The 23,593-nt window shown below is 61.0% G+C and carries 15 protein-coding genes; 13 read left to right on the top strand and 2 right to left on the bottom strand.

Annotated features, from left to right (window positions below):
* Positions 1-28 precede the first annotated feature (28 nt).
* On the top strand, positions 29-1,693 hold the full coding sequence (locus AABA34_RS09000) for an acyl-CoA dehydrogenase family protein (RefSeq protein WP_338302345.1): 1,665 nt from the start codon (positions 29-31) through the stop codon (positions 1,691-1,693).
* Here AABA34_RS09000 and AABA34_RS09005 read toward each other — a convergent pair.
* Positions 1,690-2,481, bottom strand: a complete 792-nt coding sequence (locus tag AABA34_RS09005; RefSeq protein WP_034953659.1) for an enoyl-CoA hydratase-related protein — start codon at positions 2,479-2,481, stop codon at positions 1,690-1,692. The genes AABA34_RS09000 and AABA34_RS09005 overlap by 4 nt on opposite strands.
* Positions 2,482-2,660: 179 nt before the next feature.
* On the opposite strand from AABA34_RS09005, the gene AABA34_RS09010 reads away from it, so the two are divergent.
* The 12 genes from AABA34_RS09010 (at position 2,661) to AABA34_RS09065 (ending at position 23,081) form a co-directional block, all read left to right on the top strand.
* Complete coding sequence (locus tag AABA34_RS09010) at positions 2,661-6,218, top strand: hydantoinase B/oxoprolinase family protein (protein ID WP_338302346.1); 3,558 nt, start codon at positions 2,661-2,663, stop codon at positions 6,216-6,218.
* Entirely contained in the window at positions 6,215-6,886 is a 672-nt protein-coding gene (locus AABA34_RS09015; protein ID WP_034953665.1) for a DUF969 domain-containing protein, read from the top strand. Before AABA34_RS09010 ends, AABA34_RS09015 begins: the two co-directional genes overlap by 4 nt.
* Positions 6,883-7,833, top strand: a complete 951-nt coding sequence (locus AABA34_RS09020; RefSeq protein ID WP_338302347.1) for a DUF979 domain-containing protein — start codon at positions 6,883-6,885, stop codon at positions 7,831-7,833. The genes AABA34_RS09015 and AABA34_RS09020 overlap by 4 nt, the downstream gene beginning before the upstream one ends.
* Complete coding sequence (locus tag AABA34_RS09025; RefSeq protein ID WP_338302348.1) at positions 7,824-8,816, top strand: DUF2891 domain-containing protein; 993 nt, start codon at positions 7,824-7,826, stop codon at positions 8,814-8,816. The genes AABA34_RS09020 and AABA34_RS09025 overlap by 10 nt, the downstream gene beginning before the upstream one ends.
* Positions 8,817-9,058: 242 nt before the next feature.
* Positions 9,059-10,039 carry a hypothetical protein gene (locus tag AABA34_RS09030; RefSeq protein ID WP_338302349.1) on the top strand — a complete coding sequence of 327 codons (981 nt, stop codon included), beginning with the start codon at positions 9,059-9,061 and terminating at the stop codon, positions 10,037-10,039.
* 25 nt (positions 10,040-10,064) lie between these two features.
* Positions 10,065-10,544, top strand: a complete 480-nt coding sequence (locus AABA34_RS09035) for a DUF11 domain-containing protein (protein WP_034953669.1) — start codon at positions 10,065-10,067, stop codon at positions 10,542-10,544.
* Positions 10,545-10,641: 97 nt separating this feature from the next.
* On the top strand, positions 10,642-11,748 hold the full coding sequence (locus tag AABA34_RS09040) for a hypothetical protein (protein ID WP_338302351.1): 1,107 nt from the start codon (positions 10,642-10,644) through the stop codon (positions 11,746-11,748).
* A gap of 70 nt (positions 11,749-11,818) precedes the next feature.
* Positions 11,819-16,945 (top strand): hypothetical protein, encoded by a 5,127-nt coding sequence (locus tag AABA34_RS09045; RefSeq protein WP_338302352.1) that lies wholly within the window; start codon positions 11,819-11,821, stop codon positions 16,943-16,945.
* Positions 16,942-19,065 carry a proprotein convertase P-domain-containing protein gene (locus AABA34_RS09050; protein WP_084155632.1) on the top strand — a complete coding sequence of 708 codons (2,124 nt, stop codon included), beginning with the start codon at positions 16,942-16,944 and terminating at the stop codon, positions 19,063-19,065. Before AABA34_RS09045 ends, AABA34_RS09050 begins: the two co-directional genes overlap by 4 nt.
* Positions 19,066-19,152: 87 nt before the next feature.
* Positions 19,153-19,878, top strand: coding sequence for a trehalose-phosphatase (otsB, locus tag AABA34_RS09055; RefSeq protein ID WP_338302354.1), 726 nt, complete (start codon positions 19,153-19,155; stop codon positions 19,876-19,878).
* A 3-nt stretch (positions 19,879-19,881) separates the two neighbouring features.
* Positions 19,882-21,678 (top strand): glycoside hydrolase family 15 protein, encoded by a 1,797-nt coding sequence (locus AABA34_RS09060; RefSeq protein WP_338302355.1) that lies wholly within the window; start codon positions 19,882-19,884, stop codon positions 21,676-21,678.
* Entirely contained in the window at positions 21,675-23,081 is a 1,407-nt protein-coding gene (locus AABA34_RS09065) for an alpha,alpha-trehalose-phosphate synthase (UDP-forming) (RefSeq protein WP_338302357.1), read from the top strand. The genes AABA34_RS09060 and AABA34_RS09065 overlap by 4 nt, the downstream gene beginning before the upstream one ends.
* On the opposite strand, the gene AABA34_RS09070 is transcribed toward AABA34_RS09065, so the two are convergent.
* Complete coding sequence (locus AABA34_RS09070; RefSeq protein WP_338302358.1) at positions 23,078-23,539, bottom strand: response regulator; 462 nt, start codon at positions 23,537-23,539, stop codon at positions 23,078-23,080. The two genes, AABA34_RS09065 and AABA34_RS09070, sit on opposite strands and share 4 nt — an antisense overlap.
* Between the last annotated feature and the right edge of the window lie 54 nt (positions 23,540-23,593).

Genomic DNA, 23,593 nt, shown 5'->3' on the forward strand with positions numbered 1-23,593 from the left:
GCCGCGCTGTCAAGCTAGTGCATTGGCCATGAACGAGTGGATCATCCTTGGACGAGAGGCCTGCAGCGCCGCTCAGACCTATTGCAGCGCCGCCCGCATCGCAACCGCACGCGTGGTTGCACCAGAAGGCAAACCATCGGCGCAGTTGATGGAGCAGCACCAGAGAATGGTGCACGGCCTTGCCTGGATCGAGACAAGCATTGCCGCGCTTGAGTCACTGGCTGATTGGGCAGCAAGGGCAGCCAAAGGTGGACGCTTTGGCGAAACGGAGGAGCTGGTTCTCCGCATCGGCTTTGGTGAATACTGTCACCAGCTGGGCCACGGATTGCCGATGAGCCAGAGCGAGTTTGTCCGGCCTAATGACCTCGGAATTGAGGAAGCGGCGCGCGATTTCCTGCAAGATGGCGCCGTGTCGCGTTTTCTGGGAGAGGGCAACACTGTCGGCAATCGCGCGGCTCTGGCTGCACTGGTAGCGGATGGAGCGCGACCCGATGAAAGTTTCGACGACGAAACGCTCGATCTGATCCGCGAACAGTTTCGCGCCTTTACCAAAGATCGCATCGCGCCCCACGCGCATCAATGGCACCTTGCCGATGCGCTCATCCCGATCGAGACTGTCGAGGAAATGGCTGAACTCGGCGTGTTCGGCGTTTGTATCGCGGAGGAATATGGCGGCCTTGGCCTTGGCAAGACCGCCATGTGCCTTGTTTCGGAAGAGCTTTCACGCGGGTGGATTTGCGCAGGGTCGCTCGGCACGCGCTCGGAAATCGCGGGCGAACTGATCGGCGAAAACGGGACCCAAGAGCAAAAGGCGCGCTATCTTCCGCGCATTGCCGACGGTTCGATCCTGCCCACCGCGGTCTTTACCGAGCCCGACACCGGCTCCGATCTCGCCTCTGTCAGCACCAGAGCCGTCATGCAGGATGATGGCAGCTGGCGCATAAACGGCGCAAAGACCTGGATCACCCATGCGGCCCGCGCCGATCTGATGACGGTGCTTTGCCGCACCGATCCCGATGTTCCGGGATATGGCGGGCTGTCGATGTTGCTGGCTGAAAAGACACGCGGCAGCGATGCCGATCCCTTTCCTGACAATGGGATCAACGGCAGCGAGATCGAAGTGCTCGGCTATCGCGGGATGAAGGAATATGCGCTCGCATTTGACGGGTTCGCAGTCGATGCTGATGGCTTGCTCGGGGCGAGGGAGGGGCAGGGCTTCAAGCAGTTGATGCGCACTTTCGAGGGCGCACGCATCCAGACAGCCGCGCGGGCTATCGGTGTCGCTTGGAACGGTTTTGATCTCGCCCTGAAATACGCGCTCGATCGCAAACAGTTTGGCAAGAACCTGATCGCCTTTCCGCGTGTCGCAGACAAGCTGGCGATGATGGTGACCGAAACCGTACTCGCGCGCGAGCTGACCTATTCAGCCGCGCGGGACAAGGATCGCGGCGAACGGTGCGATATCGAAGCAGGAATGGCAAAGCTGCTGGCCGCGCGGGTCGCATGGAGCAATGCGGACAATGCGCTACAAATCCATGGCGGCAATGGTTATGCGCTGGAGTATGAAATCAGCAGGGTGCTGTGCGATGCCCGCATTCTCAACATCTTCGAAGGTGCGGGCGAGATTCAGGCGCAAGTGATCGGGCGCGGCCTGCTGCTGGAAGAACAGGCCGCGCGCGCGAATTCGAATTAGCAGCCCTTGAAGACAGGCTTGCGCTTTTCGAGGAACGACAGGCCACCCTCGCGGGCATCCTGCGTCGAACCTGCAATGCGTTGGCCATCAGCTTCCAGCATCAGCGCTGTGTTGAGATCACTCTGCAATCCGTTCCGGACATTAGCCTTCATCCGCGCAAGGGCGACGGTCGGGCCGGCGGCGAGCCTCTCAGCCAGCGCGCGGGCTTCGGCGGCCAGCGCGTCATCTTCCACGCATTTGTAGATCAGGCCGATCCGTTCGGCTTCTTCCCCGTGGATGCGTTCGCCCAGCATCATCATGCGGGTCGCCTGTGCCAGCCCGGCGAGGCGGGGGAGGATCCAGCTTGATCCGCCGTCGGGAACCAGCCCAATATTGACGAAGGCCTGAAGGAAATAGCCGCTCTTGCCAGCGAGGACGAAGTCGCCTGCCAGCGCGATCGAGCAGCCGATACCCGCAGCCGGGCCATTTACGGCGGTGACCACTGGGATCGGCAGGTTCCAGAGCGCAGCCATCATCGGGTTGTAGCTCTGCTGAAGCACGGTGTACGAGCGATCACCGCCTGAAGTGGCGGAATCCTCGCCGCGTCCGCCTGCCAGATCGGCGCCGGAGCAGAAAGCGCGGCCTTCACCCCTGATCAGCAGTGCGCGGGCATCGCCAAGATCTCGAATGGCGGCGAAAATCTCGTCTGCCATGGCCGGAGGGCAGGCATTCAGGCGCTCCGGGCGGTTAAGGGTGAGGATCGCGACATCGCCTTCGCGTTCCAGCTTGATCGTTTCGTATTGCGCCATGTGTCTCTCTCCAGTTCTCGGTAACTCTTGCGCATGCACACAGCCAAAAGCGCGGGCGAAAGCAACCTCTCAATTTGCAGGTGTGGCCGAACTCCCGAGTGCAATTGACGCGGGGCGATACGGTTGCGATGAGCTTGGACGATGATCCGCAGCATGCATAATCGATGGCACCTTGATGCATGAGCGGCTGGCGTTTTGCAATCGACCGGGGCGGAACCTTTACCGATGTCGTGGCGATTACGCCCGATGGCGAACTGGTCACCGACAAGCTGCTGTCCGAAAATCCGGAACACTATGCTGATGCCGCGAGCGAGGCCGTTCGCCGATTGATGGTGCGCCACGGGACCGGGCCTGTCGAGGAATTGCGCATTGGGACAACGGTTGCGACCAATGCCTTGCTGGAGCGCAAAGGTGAACGCGTCGCGCTGGCGATCACTCGCGGGTTTGCCGATGCGCTGAGGATCGGGACGCAGGCCCGGCCCGAGATATTCGCGCGGCACATCGTGCTGCCCGAACAATTGCCGAGCGCGGTGGTTGAGATTGACGAGAGGGTCGATGTCCACGGCAATGTTCTGGTTCCGCTGGATGAGGTCGCCGCGCATGACAAGTTCCGGCAGCTTCGCGCTGACGGGTATGATGCGATTGCGATCATATTGCTCCACGGCTGGAAGTACCGTGACCACGAGGCACGCCTGGCCCGGATCGCTGGCGAAGCAGGATTTGCGCAAGTCAGCGTCAGTCACGAAGTCGCCCCGCTGATCAAGCTGATCCCGCGCGGCGATACGACGGTCGTGGACGCTTATCTGTCCCCAGTTCTGCGCCGCTACACCGACACGCTGCGCGCCGAATTGCCCGAGGCCGGGCGGTTGCGGTTCATGCAGTCCAACGGGGGACTTGCCGAGGTCGGCGCGTTTCGCGGGAAGGATGCGATCCTTTCTGGCCCCGCAGGCGGCGTGGTGGGGATGGTGGCTGCCTGCGCGCCTTTGGGGCATGATCGGCTGATCGGCTTCGACATGGGCGGCACGAGCACCGATGTCGCGCATTATGCCGGGCGTTACGAGCTCACCGGTGACAGCGTTGTGGCAGGGGTGCGGGTGGCCGCGCCGATGATGCAGATCCACACCGTTGCCGCAGGGGGCGGGTCGATCTGCAGCTTTGACGGATCACGCTTTCGCGTCGGCCCCGAAAGCGCGGGCGCCGATCCCGGCCCAGCCTGTTATCGCAAGGGCGGGCCGCTGACGGTCACCGATTGCAACCTTTTCCTCGGCCGGATCGACCCTGCGTTCTTTCCCCCGGTCTTCGGCCCCCATGCCGACCAACCGCTTGACCCGGACGCATCGCGCGCCGCGCTCGAAGCGGTGGCGGCGCGATTGCCCGAAGCGAAAACGCTGGAGGAGATCGCCGAGGGCTTCCTCGCCATTGCGGTCGACAACATGGCCAATGCGATCCGCAAGATATCGGTTGCGCGCGGGCACGATGTCACCGCCTATGCGCTGGCATGTTTCGGCGGCGCAGGGGGGCAGCACGCTTGCCGGGTGGCTGATGAGCTGGGGATGGAGACGGTGCTGGTCCACCCGCTCGCCAGCCTGCTTTCCGCCTTCGGTATCGGCCTGGCCCCGGTAAAATCCATGCGCGAAGCCAGCGTGGTCCGCCCGCTGGAGGAAAGCTTTGCCGCAGCGTTGGAGACGCTCAAACGCGAAGCGACCAGTGACCTGACCTCCCAAGGGATTGCCGACAGCGCGATCCGTATCGAAAGCCATGCGAGGCTGCGGTTCGAAGGGAGCGATTCCGTCCTTCCCGTCGTTTGTGGTGAAGCCGCCGCCATGGCCGAAGAATTCCGCCAGCTGCACCGCCAGCGCTTCGGCTATTCCGATGCCGAGGCCCGGATCATCGTCGAAGCCTTGAGCGTCGAGGCGATTGGAGATGCCGGAGGTCTGGGCAGGCAAACGGTCAAACCCGTTCCTACCGGAAATCAGGCTTCAGGCACGTGGCGCACCATCGAACGCAGCGGGATGCAGTCGGGCGACGCAATCGACGGTCCGGCGCTCGTCATTGATCCGGGATCGACCACAGTGGTGGAGCCGGGCTGGGAAGCCCGCTTGGCGGACGAAGGCAGCCTTGTCCTTTCGCGGGTCGAAGTGATTCAGCGGGATCGTGCCGCCGGCACTGCGGTCGATCCGGTGCGGCTGGAGATATTCAACAACCTGTTCATGGCGATTGCCGAGGAAATGGGCGTGGTGCTGCAATCCACCGCGACCTCGGTCAATATCAAGGAACGGCTCGATTTCTCCTGCGCGCTGTTCGACCGCGAAGGCGCGCTGATCGCCAACGCGCCGCATATCCCTGTGCATCTCGGCAGCATGGGCGACAGCATCGCCCGTGTGATCGAGGCACGCGGGGCAGAGCACGGCACGCCCAAAGACGGCAGGGGCTTCCGCCGCGGCGACGCCTATGTCCTGAACGATCCCTATCGCGGCGGCACGCACCTGCCCGATATCACGGTGATCGTGCCTGTGTTCTACAGTGACGAAAGCGCGCAGCCTGACGCTTTTGTCGCCGCGCGCGGCCACCATGCCGACATCGGCGGGATAGCGCCGGGATCAATGCCGCCCGAAAGTCGCACGATCGAGGAGGAGGGTGTGATGATCGACAACCTCCTGATGGTGGACGAAGGCGCGTTTCAGGAAGCTGCCGTGCGCAAGGTGCTGGCCAATGCACGCTATCCGGCGCGCAATCCCGATCGCAACCTGTCCGATCTCAGGGCGCAGCTTGCGGCTTGCACACGCGGCGCCGAATTGCTGGCTGCGGCCGCCCGCGATCAGGGCGCAAAAGTGGTTAGCGCCTATATGGGCCACGTCCTGGACAATGCAGAAGAAAGCGTGCGCCGCCTGCTCGATCGGCTGGAAGACGGCGCATTCACCTATGCGATGGACAACGGGGCGAAAGTAGCGGTCGCCATCCGCATCGATCGGCAGGCGCGTTCGGCGGTGTTTGATTTTACCGGCACCAGCGATCAACTGCCCGACAACTTCAACGCCCCGCGTTCGATCACCCGGGCGGCTGCACTCTATGTCCTGCGCACGTTGATCGACGATGTGATCCCGATGAACGACGGTTGCCTCAGGCCGGTGGAACTGATCGTACCCGAAGGCTCCATGCTGAATCCCCGCCCCGGCGCAGCGGTGGTGGCGGGTAATGTCGAAACCAGCCAGGTTGTCACCGATGCCCTGTTCGCAGCGACCGGCAGGCTCGCGCCGTCGCAAGGCACGATGAACAATTTCACCTTCGGCAACGATCAGCACCAATATTACGAAACGATCTGCGGAGGTTCCGGGGCGGGGCCGGATCATGACGGCACCAGCGCGGTGCAAACCCATATGACCAATTCGCGGCTGACCGATCCGGAAATCCTCGAAACGCGCCTGCCCGTTCGGCTGGATCGGTTCGCGATCCGTCACGGCTCGGGCGGGGCGGGGCTGCATCATGGCGGGGACGGAGTGGAACGACGCGTGACCTTCCTTGAAACGATGCGCGCCAACATGCTCGCCAATCGCAGGGCGATCCCGCCAAGCGGCATTTGTGGCGGCGGCGATGCGGCATCGGGTCGCAACTGGGTGGAGCGCGGCGACGGGTCGATAGAGGAATTGGGGGCGACCGGCTCGGCCCAGATGCAGCCCGGCGACACATTCGTCATTCTAACGCCGGGGGGCGGCGGGTTCGGGAAGGAGAGGGTATGAATTACTGGCCGCTCTTGGGCATTGCCCTTGTCGTGATCGGCTTTGCCTTGCGGTTCAACCCGCTGCTTGTCGTGGTGACGGCGGCGGTGGCAACCGGATTGCTGGCGGGCTTCGATTTCATCGCCGTGGTGGAGGCGCTGGGCAAGGCGTTCAACGACAATCGCTATATTTCGGTGACGTGGATCATCCTGCCGGTGATCGGCCTGCTCGAACGGCACGGGTTGCAGCAACGGGCAAGGGCGCTGATCGAAAGCGTGCGCGGGGCGACCATGGGCAAGCTGCTGACGATCTATCTTCTGTTCCGCCAGATCACGGCTGCATTGGGGATGAAGGATATTGGCGGCCACCCGCAGGCGGTGCGTCCGCTGGTGGCGCCGATGGCAGAGGCCGCGGCGGAGAAATCGCATGGTAAGCTGGACGAAGGCGACCGCGAAAAAGTCCTCGCCATGTCTGCGGCGACCGACAATGTCGGGCTGTTTTTTGGCGAAGACATTTTCTTCGCTATCGCTTCTATCCTGTTGATCCAAGGTGTTTTTGAAAGTTCGGGATACCCGCTTACGCCGCTTGAGCTTTCGGTCTGGGCGATCCCGACCGCGATCTGTGCTTTCTTCATCCATTCATGGCGCATCAGGGCGCTGGACCGTCGGCTGGGGAGGGTTCGCCCATGATCACCTATGAATGGCTTTATTGGCTTGCCGGGGCCTTTTTCGCGGTCTGGGCGATCCTAAGCTTGCGCGATCAGCGGTTTGGGAATGCTGCATTTTGGGGAATACTGTCGGGTAGTTTCTTCCTTGGCTCGCACCTGTCAGATCTCGCCAACGGGATCCTCGTTCTGGCGCTCGTGGGTATTGCGGGACTGGGTGGATTGAACCGCAGTGATCCGGAAACGACGACCCTTGTAGAACGAGAATCGTTGTCAGGAAAGCTGGGCAATAAATTGTTTTTTCCTGCTTTAATCGTTCCCATCACGGCCGTCGCAGGGACACTGCTCTACAATTATACCCCCTTGTCGGAAACTGGCCTGTTCGAAGCGCGGCGCGAAACCTTGATACTGTTCGGCATCGGCGTCGTTATCGCTTTGGTTGCGGCAATGGTGTGGTTGAAGCCTCCGGCACTTGCTCCTGCTGAGGAAGGCCGCAGACTGATCGACTCCATCGGTTGGGCGGCGATCCTGCCGCAAATGCTGGCGGCGCTGGGTGCGGTGTTTGCGCTGGCCGGGGTGGGTGACATCATCGGCGGCCTTGCCGGAAGCGCTATCCCTGAAGGCAGCGTCTTGCTCACCGTGGTGGTATTCGCGCTGGGTATGGCGCTGTTCACGATGATCATGGGAAATGCCTTTGCGGCCTTCCCGGTGGTGGCAGCTGCAATCGGCATTCCGCTGCTGGTGGAAACCTATGGCGGCAATCCGGCGGTGATCGGTGCTGTGGGTATGCTGGCCGGTTTCTGCGGAACATTGCTCACGCCCATGGCGGCCAACTTCAACATCGTCCCGGCGGCATTGCTGGAGCTGAAGGACCAGAATGCCGTCATCCGCCAGCAGGTCGGCACGGCCGTTCCGCTGTGGGTGTGCAATGTGGTGATCATCTATGTGGGGGCGTTCCTGCTGTGGAACTGAATGCCGAAACCGCCGCGAAATTCGCCCGCATCGCGTTGGGCCATGTCGGCCGCGAATATCCCAATTCGCCCGGTCATGTGCTGGGCTGCGATGCCGATGCGCGGACCCCGCGCGAACTGCACCCGGCGTTTTTCGGCAGCTTTGACTGGCATTCCTGCGTGCACAGCTGGTGGCTGTTGCTCTCCGTGCGCGGCGGGTTTGCCACTCTGCCCGAAGCGCGGGAGATCGAAGCGCTGGCGGACGCGACCTTTACCGTTGAAAATCTGGAGACAGAACTCGCCTATTTTCAAAGGCCTGAGGCGCGAGGTTTCGAAAGACCCTACGGTTGGGGTTGGTTGCTATACCTTCATCTGGAGGCGAGCAGGCATGGTGACAAACCATGGGGAGCGCAGCTTGAACCGCTGGCGCGGGAAATCGCGCAACGATTGCGTGCATACCTCGCGCTGCTGACCTACCCGATCACCGTGGGAACGCACTTCAACACCGCATTCGCCTTGTGGCTTGCCGGGAAATGGGCCGATGCCTTCGATCCGGCGCTGCGAGGCGAGATTTCGGAATGGGCCGCCCGGCAATTTGGCGGCAAGTCGGATTATCGCGGGTGGGAGCCGGGGGGCGATGAATTCCTCTCGCCGGTGCTGACAGCGGCGCTGCTGGTGCAGTCTGCGACCCCTGCTGACGAATTCCTGCCGTGGTTCGAAGGTCTGGTGGTCGAAAATGGCTGGCTGGAACGTGAGTGCCATCCCGTCAGCGTGTCCGATCGCAGCGACGGCAAGATCGCGCACCTTGATGGCCTCAACCTCAGTCGGGCCTGGTGCCTGTGGGAATTGTCAGCCAGTTGCCGGGGGCGGCCAGAGCTCGAAAATCTCGTGCTTGAACGCGCTCAGACCCACTTCAGCGCCGCTATGTCCCATGTCGCGGGCGACTATATGGGCGAACATTGGTTGGCAAGTTTCGCCCTTCTGGCGCTGCAATCTCGGCCCTGAAACGGCGGAAATGCGTGCGTAATTGTTCCCCGATCAGGCCTTAGGGTCTGACAATAAGCTGCTGACCGAACGGTAGAATTTCAGCTTTGGATCTAGGGACTGTTCCAGAAACTCGGCAAGATCTTCGCGAGATTGAGCGATCCTGTTAACCATTGCTTAGAGTATGAAAACCGCTGATTTTCAGAGGTTTTCCGGCGTTCGCTAACCGCTTGCTAACCATTACTCAGTATCCGCCCCTAAGTATGGATACGCAGACTCTCACTAAATCGCTTTTCGTCACATCCGTTGTGGCGGTGTTCACCATTTCCACGCCTGCCTTGGCGGACGGTGTCAGCGCGGGAACGCTGATCGAGAACACGGCTTCGGCAACCTATGACGATGGGGACACGACCCGCACGGTCGATTCCAATACCGTAACCGTTCGCGTCGACGAATTGCTCGACGTAACCACCACGTCGCTCGACAGCGGCCCGATTGGTGCGCAGCCCGGTGAAGTGGTGTTGACCTATGAGATCACCAACAAGGGCAACGGGCCCGAAGCCTATCTGCTCACAGCCAACCCGACGGTTGCCGGCAATGACTTCGACACAGCCATTGTGGCGGTCGCAATCGATACCAATGGTAACGGCACCTACGATCCGGGTGTCGACGAAATCCTGACCGCCCCACTCATTACGCCTGAACTCGCGGCTGAGGAGGCAATCACTGTTTTCGTTATCGCCACTGTCCCCGACGGTGTGATCGACGGGCAAGCCAGCGAAGTCGAATTGCTCGCCGAAGCCGTCACCGGCACCGGCGCCCCTGGGACCACTTTTGCCGGTCAGGGTGTCGATGGCGGAGATGCGATCGTCGGTTCCACCGGAGCGTCTGCCAGCGCAAGCGGTTCGATGATCGTCGGCATTGCCACGGTCGATCTCGACAAGAGCGTCAGCCTGCTTGATCCGTTCGGCGGTACGGGAGCCGTCCCGGGAACGGTCGCCACCTTCACCATTACCGCCACCGTTTCGGGCAGCGGCTCGGTCGACAACTTCGTCGTTACCGACGCCATCCCCGCAGGCACGACCTACGCGGCCGGCACTCTCGCACTGGATGGCGCAGGCCTGACCGATGCCAGCGGCGACGACGCGGGTGAAGCTTCCGATGCTGACGGGATCAGCGTCGACCTTGGCACTGTCGCGGCGGGAAGCGTCCACGAAATCACCTTTGACGTCACGATCGACTGAAATCTGAACTGAGGAAACAAGAGCCATGAATACGTTCAAGAAAATGGTCGCAGCTCTGCTTGTCCTCTCAAGCACTGCTGCCCCTGTCGCTGCATTCGCACAAAGCCCGGTTTCGCTTTCGGGCGATGTGAAAGCGGTCGAAACCACGGTTGACGATGCCGGGAACGAGGTGACCAAGCTCGTCGATCCCGATGTCATCGTACCTGGAGATCGCCTCGTATTCGGCACGGATTACGCCAACAACGGCGCGGAACCGGTTGAAAACTTTGTTGTGACCAACCCGCTGCCCGCGGCTGTGCGCCTTGCGTCCGATGCCGATCCGCAGCTGGTCGTGTCGGTGGATGCCGGGAAAAGCTGGGGTGTGCTCGCCTCGCTGACGGTCGCCGGTGAGGACGGCTCCACCCGTGCCGCCAGCCATGCCGATGTGACGCATGTGCGTTGGACGCTGCCGGTGATCGCGCCGGGCGAAAGCGGACGGCTCGAATATCCGGCGATCATACGCTGATCGCCGCACCTGAGATCTTCCGTCGAAAGACGGTTGGTAACCGCCAAGTCCTGCGGGCGGATTTCTTGACGCGGGGCACACGCAGAGGACCACAACAATGACACGTACCACCCAGTTGCTGGGTGCGGTCAGCGCATTTGCGCTGGTCGCGATGTCCAGCAGTCCTGCGTTGGCGGTCGGAACGACCGCCGGCACGGACATTACCAACAACGTCACCGTTACCTTCGAGGTCGGTGGCGAACTTCAAAACGAAGTCACCGACAGCGATACCTTCACGGTTGACCGTCGGATCGACGTGAACGTCAACTTCACCGGCGCGACCCCGGTGTCGGTATCACCCGGCCAGAACCAGGCCGTGCTTTCGTTTGATGTGACCAACCTGTCGAACGCGGCGATCGATCTTGACCTGTCGACCGTGCTGACGGCTGGCAACAACGCCAACATCGAAAACATCACGATCTATCAGGATCTGGATGGCGACGGTGTGCTGGACCAGGCGGAAATCGACGCCGGTCCGATCACCTTCCTTGATGAAGTGGCTGCCGATGATGGCAACGGGACGCAGACCATTTCTGTTCTCGTCGTCGCTGACATCACTACTGATGCAATCAACGACGACATCTTCGACATCGCGCTGGTGGCTGATGCCCATGAAGCGGGCGGCAATGGGGTGTTGGGTGCGGAAATCACCGCAACTGCGGGCGCCAACACTGCTGGCGTCGATACGGTCCTTGCCGACGGCAATGGCGGTACCGGCGAAGACAACGACAATGAAGGCGACTTCTCTGACGAAGGTCAGTTCGAAGTGGCAGGTGCTTTGATCACCGTCGTCAAGTCGAGCCGCATTGTCAGCGATCCGGTGAACGGGGCAACCGATCCGAAGGCGATCCCGGGTGCGGTGATCGAATACTGTATCGCGGTTTCGAACGGAGCGGATGCAGCGACGGCTACTGCGGTCAACGTGGCTGACGATCTGCCTGCCGACGTCACGTTTACCGAAAACGATTTCGGTATCTGGGTCGATGGCGATGCCGTGGTCAACGCGGGTGTCGCGACCTGCTCCAACGGCAGCGATGGCGAAGGCACGAGCGCTACCTACACCGCCGGGGGCGGAACGGGTGGTCTCGACCTGATCTCGGGCACGCTCAGCGACATTCCGGCGAGCACGACGCGCTCGCTCTATTTCCGCGTAACGATCAACTAAGATCGAAATTCGGAACTAGGCTTTGCGTGTGGCCCCCTCTTTGAGGCGTCTGGCAGCAGCACTCTCGTTGGTGCTGCTGCCTTTTGGCGTGCTCGAAGAGGGGGTGAGCGCTCAAAGCGGGAATGCCGAGACAATCGGCACGATTACAAATACCGCAGAAGCAAGTTGGGATTTTGGTGGCCGACGGGTGCAGGCCACCTCCAACACCGTCACATTCGATGTGACGATCCCGCCTGCCCAAATCCGCGCTTTCCGCCCGACCTTGCAGGGAGGGCTGGAACTCAACTTTCAGGCACCGCTGTGCAGCGTAGCCGGACAGTCGGCGCAAAGCGGTGGGAACGGAACCGCAAATTCGCAGATCTCGATTGATCCCATGCAAGGCAGAGTCGAACCGACAAGCTCTGTGCGTGCCGGGCAGACTATCCTGTTCGAAGTGACCGCGCTTGCGGCAAATGTCGATCCCTCTCAGGTCGACGAACTCTCGATCACCATCACCACTTCGACTGGTGACCGTGAGACAGAGACGATTTTTGAAACCGGGCCGAACACCGGCGTCTTCGTCGGGCAGATCGGCACTGTTCGCATGCCTCCGCCTGTTGTCCAGGGCGATTGCCGACTGAGCATAGTGGACGGTGCAGGGATTTCCATTGCCGCATCGCTTCCCAACGACAACACTGTGATTGTCGAAACCGAAGTTGACGTGCTGGCCGATCCGTTTGGCGTTGTCTTCGACAGTGAAACGGGCCTGCCGGTAGACGGTGCAAGGGTCACACTGGTTGATGCCGTGACAGGTCAGCCCGCAACGGTATTCGCCGAAGACGGCGTGACTGCTTGGCCGTCGAGCGTGATTTCCGGTCAGGACATCACCGATGGCGCGGGCAATGTCATCGACATGGAGCCGGGTGAATTCTGGTTCCCACTGACTTTCCTCGGCACCTATCGGCTCGAGATCAGTCCGCCCGAACCCTATTCGGCTCCTTCGGTCGCAAGCCCCGCCAGCATTGCGCAGATTTCGCGTCCTGATGGCCGTTCATTCATTATCCTCGACGCCTCGTACGGCGGGACATTCACTCTCAGCGATCCAACCCCCGTGCAGGTTGATGTTCCGCTTGATCGGCCAAGCCTTGATCTCGGCCTCGTAAAGACTGCCTCGCGTGAGCGGGTGCAGCCGGGCGATGTCGTTTTCTATTCCATCACGGCGCGCAATCAGGATCCCTCGCGGCCCAAGCGTAACGTTGTGCTGGTCGATACGCCTTCGAGCGCGTTGCGCCTGCGTCCCGACACCATCCGGGTGGACGGGGTAGAAGCTCCCGAAGCGGTAACGATTGCTGCTGATGGCCGGACGCTTTCGATCAACCTTGGCGATATTGCAGGCGGGGCTGCCCGCCGTGTGACATACGCAATGTCCGTTCGTCCCGATGCCGCGCCGGGCCGTGCGCTCAACGATGCTGCCGTGACGGACAGCCTCGGTCGCATCGCGCGGGCAAATGTCGCCGTCGATGTCGAGCGCGAAACGATTGCGGATCGCATGACGATTATTGGTCGCATCACGGCCGGTCCGTGCACGCTTGATGATCCGCGCCCCGGCATCCCGGGTGTTCGCGTCGTCATGGAAGACGGCAGCTATGCCATTACGGACGCCGATGGCCGTTACCACTTTGAAGGCGTCGTCCCCGGCACACATGTTGTGGCGGTATCCGGGATGACATTGCCCGAAGGTGCTGAACTGGTCGATTGCTACGGCGATACGCGGGGCGCGGGCAATGCAAGCTCGCGCTTCGTGATCGGGCAAGGCGGCAGCCTCGTGGTTGCCGATTTCCATGCGATCGTCCCGGTGGGTTCGCTCGCACAGGCAGCTGATCTGGCTGAAACCCGCCCCGACGGCGAGGGCGCTCGGGCGGTTGATGCGATTGCTCGCGAAGCCGCCAAGGATGTCGATGCACATGGCGATGGCGCTCCGGTGATGGATTATGCCCCGAATACTGACTGGATTGCGCTCGGCGACGGTGAAGACGGGTTCCTGACACCGGGTCTTGCAGCGAACCCGCGCGCGCCATCAATCAGGGTCGCCATCAGGCATCGGCGCGGACAGACGGTCATCCTGAAGGTTGACGGTAAGGAAGTCAGCAACCTCAGCTTTGACGGGACGCTTACGCCGGAGCGGGGACAGTTCGCCGTCAGCACTTGGCGCGGCATCCTGCTCGAGAACGAGCGCACGCTGCTTGAAGCCGATATCGTCAACAGCTTTGGCATGGTGAGCAAGACTGTGACCCGTGAAGTGTTCTTCACGACCACCCCTGCGCGTGTCGAACTCGTCCCAGAAGAATCGAACCTGATTGCCGATGGTCGCACTCGTCCCGTGGTTGCCATTCGCGTGCTTGATCGCAACAATCGCCCGCTGCGCGCAGGTGTGTCGGGCAACTTCGAACTCAACGCGCCATATGAGAGCGCCGAGGCAATTGATCGCCAGCAGCTTAACCAGCTTACCGGCTTTGCGCCGACATCTGCACGTTGGGTCGTAGAAGGCACCGATGGCATTGCCCGAATTGAACTGGCTCCGACCATGGTCAGCGGTTCGCTGCGCCTCGATTTCGATTTCAACGATGGCGAACTTCTACGCGAGCAGCAGCTGGAAACCTGGATCGAGCCGGGCGATATCGAATGGACGATAGTCGGTTTGGCAGAAGGAACCGCCGGTGCCCGCTCTGTCGCAGAGAACATGGAGCGCGACGGGCGCTTCGAGAGCGATCTGGGCCATGATGCCCGGGTGGCTCTCTATGCAAAGGGCCGCGTGCTTGGGCGCTACTTGCTGACGCTCGCCTATGACAGCGCCAAGCAGCGCGAAGATCAACGGGTGCTCGGCACGATCGATCCGCAGGCCTATTACACCGTTTTCGCGGACGGTTCGTCGCGCCGGTTCGATGCTGCTAGCCGCGAAAAGCTCTATGTCCGCATCGAGACTTCGACATTCTATGCGCTCTATGGCGATTTCGAGACGGCCTTCGATCAGACCCGGCTTGCCCGCTACAATCGCACGGCCACGGGTGTTCGCGGCGAAGCGCGGATGGGGCAGGTCAAGGCCACAGGCTTCGCGGCCGAGATCTCCTCCCGTCTGCGTCGCGACGAGATCCAGGGGCAGGGCATCAGCGGTCCTTATGAACTGGGAAGCCGCCGGATTCTGGCAAACAGCGAAAGAGTGACGCTCGAAGTCCGGGATCGCTTCCGTTCGGAGCTGATCGTGTCGAGCCAGACGCTCACGCGGTTCATCGACTACGAGGTCGATCTGCTGTCGGGAACTATCACCTTTTCGCGCCCGATCCTCAGCCGTGACGACAATCTCAATCCGCAATTCATCGTGGTCGAGTATGAAACCGACGGTTTCGGTGAAGGCGAATTGAACGCCGGTGTTCGCGCCGACTGGACCAGCGCCGACGGCAACCTGCGGATCGGGGCCAATGCCATCACGGACAAGGGCGAGGGCGCGCGTACGGATATCGGCGCGGTGGACCTGCGTGCCCGCATTGGGAACAGCACTGAAGTGCGCGGCGAATTCGCCATGAGCCGCAGCGAGGGTGAGAGTGCCACTGGCTGGATTGCCGAAGTGCAGCACCAGACTGGCGATCTCGATCTGCTTGCCTATGCCCGCCAGCTGGATGCCGACTACGGCGTGGGCCAGCAGAACGGTGCGGAGCTTGGCCGCCGCAAGTTCGGGCTTGATGGACGCGTGTTCCTGGCAGAGCAGCTTAGCCTGACCGGTAGCGTTTGGCAGGACGACAGCCTGACGGACACCTCGCGGCGTCGCGCGGCACAGGCTCAATTGAACCTGACCCGCCGTAACACCGATCTTCGCCTCGGCCTTTCGCATTTCGACGACCAGCTGGCCGATGGCTCAAACAACACCTCCACCGTGCTTGAGGCTGGCGTGACTCAGCGCCTGCTCGACAATTCGCTGGAACTGTCTGTGGCGAGCGCAATCGCGCTGGACGACGCGGAGAGCGTCGATCTGCCGGCGCGCCACCGGATCGGCGCTCGCTATGCGTTGACGCGCAACGTCCGTCTTGTCGGCACCTATGAAATCGCTGACGGCGAAAACGTGGATGCCCGCCAGCTTCGTGGAGGAATCGAAGCGACCCCGTGGCAAGGCGGCCAGTTGATAACCACCGTTGGTCAGGAATCGATCGGCGAATTCGGCAATCGCACTTTCGCTGCCTTCGGACTCGCGCAAACGCTTCAGGTTACGCCCGAATTCACTCTTGATGCGACGATCGACGGCAACCGCAGCCTCAACGGTGCTCCCGCCGCAGCCGATCTCGTCAACCCGCAGCAACCGGCTGCGAGCGGCGGGCAGATTGTCGGTGACTTCCAGTTCGAGGACTTCACAGCGGTTACCTTCGGTGGCGCATGGCGCAAGGATCGCTGGAGCGTTACGGCTCGCGGCGAATATCGTGACGGCGAGCAGGCTGACCGCAAGGGCGTGACCTTCGGCGCGATCCGCCAGCTGGGTGAGGGCAGCATTGTCGGGTCGGGCGTCACCTGGACCCATGCCGAAGACCGCAACGGTGCGACGGCCGAAATCTTCGATGCCAGCATCGCTTTTGCGCATCGCCCTGACGATTCGGAAATCGCCATGCTCGGCAAGATCGAATTCCGCAGCGATGATATCACCGGCGCGGTCGCTGGCCAGGCGGCGGGCGTCTCAGGCGGTGCTGGGCGGACGGCATTGATCGTCGATGGTGATGCCGTGTCGCGGCGCCTTGTGGGCAGCCTCTCGACCAATTGGAGCCCGCGCGGATGGGATGCTGACGAGTTCGGTATCGAGCATCAGAACCGCCGTGACGAGTACACGCTGTTTGTCGGCGCGCGATACAACTTCGATGAATTCGAAGGCACCGAGTTCTCCGGCACAACTGTTCTGGCTGGCGCCGACGCGCGGATTGGTATCGGCAAGCGGTTCGAAATCGGGGCGAGCGGCACTGTGCGCGCCAATCTCGAAGATAATGTCACCAGCTTCTCCTATGGGCCTACGGTCGGTTTCGTGCCGGTCGAGGGGATGCTGCTGACGGTGGGATACAACGTCGAAGGGTTCCGCGACGGCGATTTTTCCGCTGCGCGCAACACCGACAAGGGTGTGTTCGCTGCGGTCCGCTTCAAGTTCGACACCAATACCTTCGATTTCCTCGGATTGGGGCGCCGATGATGTCGATTTTGTCGCCCATTTCCAACGAGGTAAACGCGCTGTTTACCATGCCGCGCTATCGGCAGATCATGTCCTCGCGCATGCTGCATGTCTCGGTCGAGCGTTTCCTGTTCATGGCGGCAATGCTGCTTGCAGGGATGCTGTGCCTCGCGTTCGCACAGCCTGTGATGGCTCAATCGACCAGCACGTTTTCGAACACAACCACTGGTACAGTGAACGGCACAAACACCTGCGCGGCCCCTCTGGTGCGCAATTTCAGCGTGGGCAGCAATTTCTCGATTGCCGATGTCAATATCGGCATTCTGACCACGCACACATGGCGCGGGGATCTTCAGTTCACGCTGCAATCGCCCAGTGGTACGCGGGTCCAATTGACCAATGGCGACACGCAGAACACGAGTGGAGACAATTTCAACGTCTTGCTCGACGATTCCGCCGCGCAGCTCGTGAACACCGATAGCCCCACCGGCAATCACTCGACTAGCGCGCCGCCGTATCAAAACACCTTCCGGCCGCGGAACCTGCTGTCGGCCTTCAATGGCGAAAACTCCGCCGGCACATGGCGGCTCGAAATCTGCGACCTGTTCCCTTCGGCGGACAATGGCAGCTTTCGTCGTGCCGACCTTTATCTGACATCCGCTCCCAGCAATTATGCCGACCTTTCGCTGACGAAGGTTCTGGTTGGTTCTCCGCCGGTTCAGGGCGGCACCGCAACCTGGCGACTGACGGTAGCCAACGAAGCAACTTCGCCGAGCACGGCAAACAATGTTGTCGTGCGCGACACCTTTCCCGGCGGCTTCAGCTTCAGTTCGTCCAGCGGTGATGGAAGTTTCAATTCCACGACCCGCGATTGGAGTGTGGGTTCGCTCGCGCCGGGTGAGACAAAAAGCCTGACTCTGGTCGGCACCATTTCCAGTGCTGCCGGTGCCACGATCACAAATACCGCACAAATCACTGCATCTAGCGTGCCTGATATCGATTCAACGGTGAACAACGGTGTCACCAGTGAAGATGACTACGCGAGTGCCAGCTTTGTCGTACAAAGCGGCCGTGCTCCCGGAGTTCCCCCAATCCTTTCCTGTCCGGCCGGCTTTTCGGTGTTCGACTGGGATGCGATCCCGGGTTGGGCAAATGGCTCGATCGACAACGCTTATGCATTTGCGAGCTTTGGCAATGTTCGGTTCCAACTCACCAACGACGGCGCATATCTGAACAACGCAACCTTCGGCGGGCAGACGCCAACAGTCTTCGATGCGTTCACCGGCGGCCTTGTCCCCGCAGAAGACAGCCTGACGATCCTCTCGAACCAGCCCAACCAAGCCGGCGACGTAGAGATCACTATAACTTTGCCGCGCGGTTTCACTGGCCTGCAATTCACGATCTTCGATGTCGATTTTGCAGCCAACCAGTTCACTGACAGGGTTGAAGTTATCGGCAGAAACGGTGGTGCTACCGTTCTACCGACGCTCACCAACGGCAACGTGAATACCGTCTCGGGCAATGTGGCAATCGGTGATGGCGCGTCAGCCAACAATCAGGCGCTGGGCAACGTCGTGGTCACGTTCACTCAGTCGGTCGACACAGTTGTCATTCGATATGGCAACCACACGAACGCACCGGCTGATCCGGGCCAGCAAGGCATCGGCGTGCACGACATCACCGTTTGCGATCCCTTTACCACCCTGTCCGTTAGCAAGGTGAGCTCGATCATCTCCGACCCGGTCAACGGCGCCACCAACCCCAAGGCTATTCCCGGTGCCACGGTCGAATATCTGATCACAGTCAGCAATACCGGCAGCGAGCCTGCAGACGCGGACAGCGTGGTTGTGTGGGATGATGGTCCGGCGGATGCCAAACTGTGTCTGATTACGCGCGCCGGAGGGCCGGTGATTTTCGCCGATCCCGGCTCCAATTCCAATCTGACCTACAGTTTCGCGAGCCTTGCGTCCGCAATCGACGATCTGGAATTCTCCAACGATAACGGAGTGAGCTTCGCTTACACGCCGAGCGCTGACGCAGAAGGGTGTGACACCGCAGTTACCGATTTTCGCGTCAGACCCGGCGGCGCCTTTGCCGGGGGTGGGAACTTCACCATCACTGTGCGGTATCGGATCGAATAGGCTGTCGAATTCCTTGTTGCGGTGCAGCGTAGACGTTGACCGGATGGGGCCAGCCATTATGCAAGGGGGATGGAGTCCGGCCTCTCCTTGAGCGCACCACCGCCGATTTCAGCATTGCTGGACCATTCGGCGATTGCCTTGTTCCTCGATTTTGACGGTACGCTGGTCGACATCGCTCCTTCGCCTGATGCGATTGCCCCGATTTCCGGCCTTTCGCAGAAATTGTCCTCTCTGGCTCATAGGCTGGATGGCCGTTGTGCTATCGTCAGTGGGAGGGCAATCGCCGATATCGAGCGGCATATCGGCCTGCTTGACCTTCCCATGGCGGGTTCGCACGGGTCGGACATTCGCGGTCCGGACGGCGCTGCCATTGGCAAGGGAGCCTCCACGCTTCCACCCGAGATAGAGGCGGAATTGCGGGCGTTCGCGGCACACGCTTCGGTCGACTACGAACATAAGCCGCACGGCGGAGCATTGCACTATCGTCAAAATCCGTCCGCCGGCGACGCGGTGCTCAATTTTGCCACGGAGCTTGCGGGGAAGCATGGCTGGGCTGTGCAGAGCGGCAAGTGCGTGGTGGAGATTGTCGCACGGGATGCGAACAAAGGGGCTGCGGTTCATCAGATTATGCAAATTGAACCGTTCAAGGGTGCGCGCGCGTTCTTCCTCGGCGATGATCTCACAGACGAAGCGGGCTTCGCCGCCTGCGAGGCCCATGGCGGCACCGGAATCCTTGTTGGCAATCGCCCGGATACCCGTGCCAGATACCGCCTGCCCGATGTTCAATCCGTACACCAATGGCTGGAGTTCTGATCCTTGCAACACGTTTCCAATCTAGAACTGTGGCCTATCGGCAATTGTCAGGTGTCTGGCCTGATCGACCAGACCGGCGCACTGGTCTGGGGCTGTGTCCCCCGCGTCGATGGTGACCCGGTGTTCTCGGCCTTGCTCAATGGCGACCAGCGTAATGCCGGGATCTGGCGGTTCGAACTGGAGGGTCAGACCAGCGCGACGCAGGAATATATCCGCAACACGCCCAATCTCGTCACCACGCTAGAGGCATCCGATGGCAGCGCGGTGCAGATCCTCGATTTCTGCCCCCGGTTTGAACGTTCAGGGCGCATGTATCGGCCGGTTTCCTATGTCCGGATCGTGCGCCCGATCTCGGGCAACCCACGGATACGAGTCGTCCTGAAGCCGACGAAGAATTACGGTGCTGGGCTGGCGGACACGACCCATGGCACCAACCACATCCGGTATCTCGTTGAGCCGCAAGCCCTGCGCCTGTCCACCGACGCGCCGGTTGGATACATAATCGAAGGCAGGACTTTTCGGGTCGAGCAGGACACGCACTTCTTCCTTGGCCCGGACGAGCCTTTCGTCGGGAACCTGCGCGAGGAAGTCCGTTCGATGGAGCAGTCCACCAGGCATTACTGGCAGAACTGGGTGCGGATGCTGGCCATTCCGCTGGAATGGCAGGAAGAAGTCATCCGCTGCGCCATCACTTTGAAATTGTGTCAGCATGAAGAGACGGGCGCGATTGTCGCTGCGCTTACCACGTCGATCCCTGAAGCCGCGCATTCGGAGCGGAACTGGGACTACAGGTACTGCTGGATAAGGGATTCCTACTATACCATTCAGGCGCTGAACCGGCTCGGCGCGCTGGACGTGATGGAGAAATATCTCGCTTACCTGCGCAACATCGTCGACGGGGCACGGGGCGGGCAGATTCAGCCGCTGTATTCGGTGATGGGCGAAAGCGAACTCGACGAAACCACGGCCAGCTATCTCGCCGGGTATCGTAGCATGGGGCCGGTGCGGCGCGGGAATGCGGCTTACAAGCAGATCCAGCACGATTGCTACGGCCAGATTGTGCTCCCAAGCGCGCAAGGCTTCTTCGACAGCCGTCTGCTGCGCCCGGCTGATGAGCGCGACTTCGAAAATCTGGAACAGGTGGGCAAGATGGCATGGGCCATGCACGATCAGCCCGACGCCGGCCTCTGGGAATTCCGTACACGGCAGGAAGTGCACACCTATTCCGCCGTCATGAGCTGGGCGGCGTGCGATCGTCTTGCCAATGTCGCGGCGCATATCGGGAAACCGGACCGGGCCGAGGTCTGGCGCGAACGCGCCGACGCGATTGCCGCCACGATCGAGGAAAAGGCGTGGAAGGAAAACGGGGAAGGGGGCCACTACGGTGCCAGCTTTGAAAGCGACTATCTCGATGCGAGCCTGCTTCAGATGGTCGAACTGCGCTTCCTTTCGCCCGAAAACGAACGTTTCAAGCAGACATTCGCAGCGGTTGAGAAGCACCTGCGGCGCGGCGATCACATGCTGCGTTATGCTGCAGAAGATGACTTCGGCGCACCCGAAACGGCGTTCAATGTCTGTACTTTCTGGCTGATCGAGGCTCTGCATCTGGCTGGACGCGACGAGGAAGCACGCACGCTGTTCTGCACAATGCTCAGCCACACGACACGGTCGGGCCTGCTCAGCGAGGATCTCGATTACGAGACGGGCGAATTGTGGGGCAATTTCCCGCAGACCTATTCACTTGTGGGCGTCATCAATTGTGCTGGCCTGCTGTCAAAACCGTGGAGCGAGGTGCGATGAGCCGTCTGGTCGTCATTTCGAACCGCGTCGCTGTTCCCAAAGCGCGCGGTGTTGCCGGTGCACAGGGCGGGCTTGCGGGCGCGCTCAACGCCGCGCTGAAGGACCGTGGCGGGGTCTGGTTCGGTTGGTCCGGACAGGAAAGCGAAGACCGTACCGGCAATATGGACCTGCAACGCAATGACGGGGTGACGACCGCGACGATCGATTTATCACCGCGCGATGTGGGCGAATATTACAATGGATACGCGAATTCGACGCTGTGGCCCTTGTTCCATTACCGCATCGACCTTGCCCGGTTCGAACAGCGGACGGGAGAAGGATACGAACGGGTCAATGATCGGTTTGCAACCAGTGTCCTGCCGCTGATCGAGAAGGACGATCTGGTCTGGGTTCACGATTATCACCTGATCCCGCTTGGCGAGCGATTGCGGGCGCGGGGGGTGGAAAACCGCATCGGCTTTTTCCTCCACACACCCTGGCCTCCGACCCGGCTTTTGACCTCGCTCCCGTATCACGAGCGGCTTGTGCGCACGATGCTGGCCTATGATCTGATCGGGTTCCAGACGACTGAGTGGCTGTCGAGCTTTGTCCATTATTGCGAAACGGAACTGGGCGCGCAGGTCGATCGCGAAACCGGTCGCATAGACTTTGAAGGGCGAACGGTGATTGCCCGCGCTTATCCCATCGGAATCGATTGGGATCACTTCAGCGCGCTTGGTGAAACCGAAGAAGCAAAGGCAGCGGAGCAGCGCTTCCTGGCGTCCATCCGGGGAAGAACCGGGATGATTGGTGTCGACCGGCTCGACTACTCCAAAGGGCTTCCTGAACGGATCGACGGTATCGGACGCTTCTTTGACGAGCATCCGGAAAGGGTGCGCGATCTGGTGTTCATCCAGATTGCTCCGCCGAGCCGGGAGGATGTCGAAAGCTACCAGAAGATCCGGGCTGAGCTGGAGCGCAAGACCGGCCAGATCAACGGAGCCCGCTCCGAAGTCGATATCGTTCCGATCCGCTATGTGAACCACGGCTACAGCCATTCCGAGCTTTACGGATTTTTCCGGGCGGCCAAGATCGGGCTTGTTTCGCCCTTGCGTGACGGCATGAACCTTGTGGCAAAGGAATATGTCGCGGCACAGGACCCGGAAGACCCGGGCGTGCTGATCCTTTCCGAGTTTGCCGGCGCCGCCCATCAACTTGGCCTCGAGGGGCCAAACGGCAAAGATGGCGGAGCCGTGCTGGTCAATCCGCACAGCCCCGATGTGCTCGCCAGTGCTATCAGAAGGGCATTGGACATGCCGCTTGAAGAACGAAAGCGCCGGTATCAGGCGATGATCGGCACTGTTCGCGACGACAATGTCCGCGCCTGGACGACCAGTTTCTGCAACGATCTGGCTGCTGGCTAGACGAAGCGGCGAGGAGCGGCAGGCACCTCTCGCACGATCCCAGCGCTTTGGGCGAGATGGGTCTTCAATTCGGTATGCTTGGGTTTGTCGCTGCGCTTGGCCAGCACGCGTTGGACACGGGAAGTAAGCCCGCGCGGGTCGAAAGGCTTGCGAATGAAATCCTGTGCGCCGGCGTAAATTGCCTGCGCTTCGTCCTGCGCGCCGTTCATCGAAGTGAACATGATCACCGGCAGATCATAGAATTCAGGCGAACACCGAAGCTTGCGCAGTAGTGTCACACCGGACGTACCCGGCATATCCTGATCCAGCAGCATGAGGTCGGGCCGTTTCCGAGCCAGCAGCCTCCAGGCTGCATCAGCGCTTGTCACCCATCCGCAGGCGTGACCGGCATCGATCAGCACCTGCGAGGTGAGTTCGGCGATCAATTCGTCATCATCGGCAATCAGGATGTGGGCCATTGGGTACCGTCTGAAATCAGGTTTGGGGACTGAAGGAGCGAAACGATCCTTAAC

The organism is Erythrobacter sp. Dej080120_24 (genome assembly GCF_036322605.1).
GTDB lineage: Bacteria > Pseudomonadota > Alphaproteobacteria > Sphingomonadales > Sphingomonadaceae > Erythrobacter > Erythrobacter aurantius.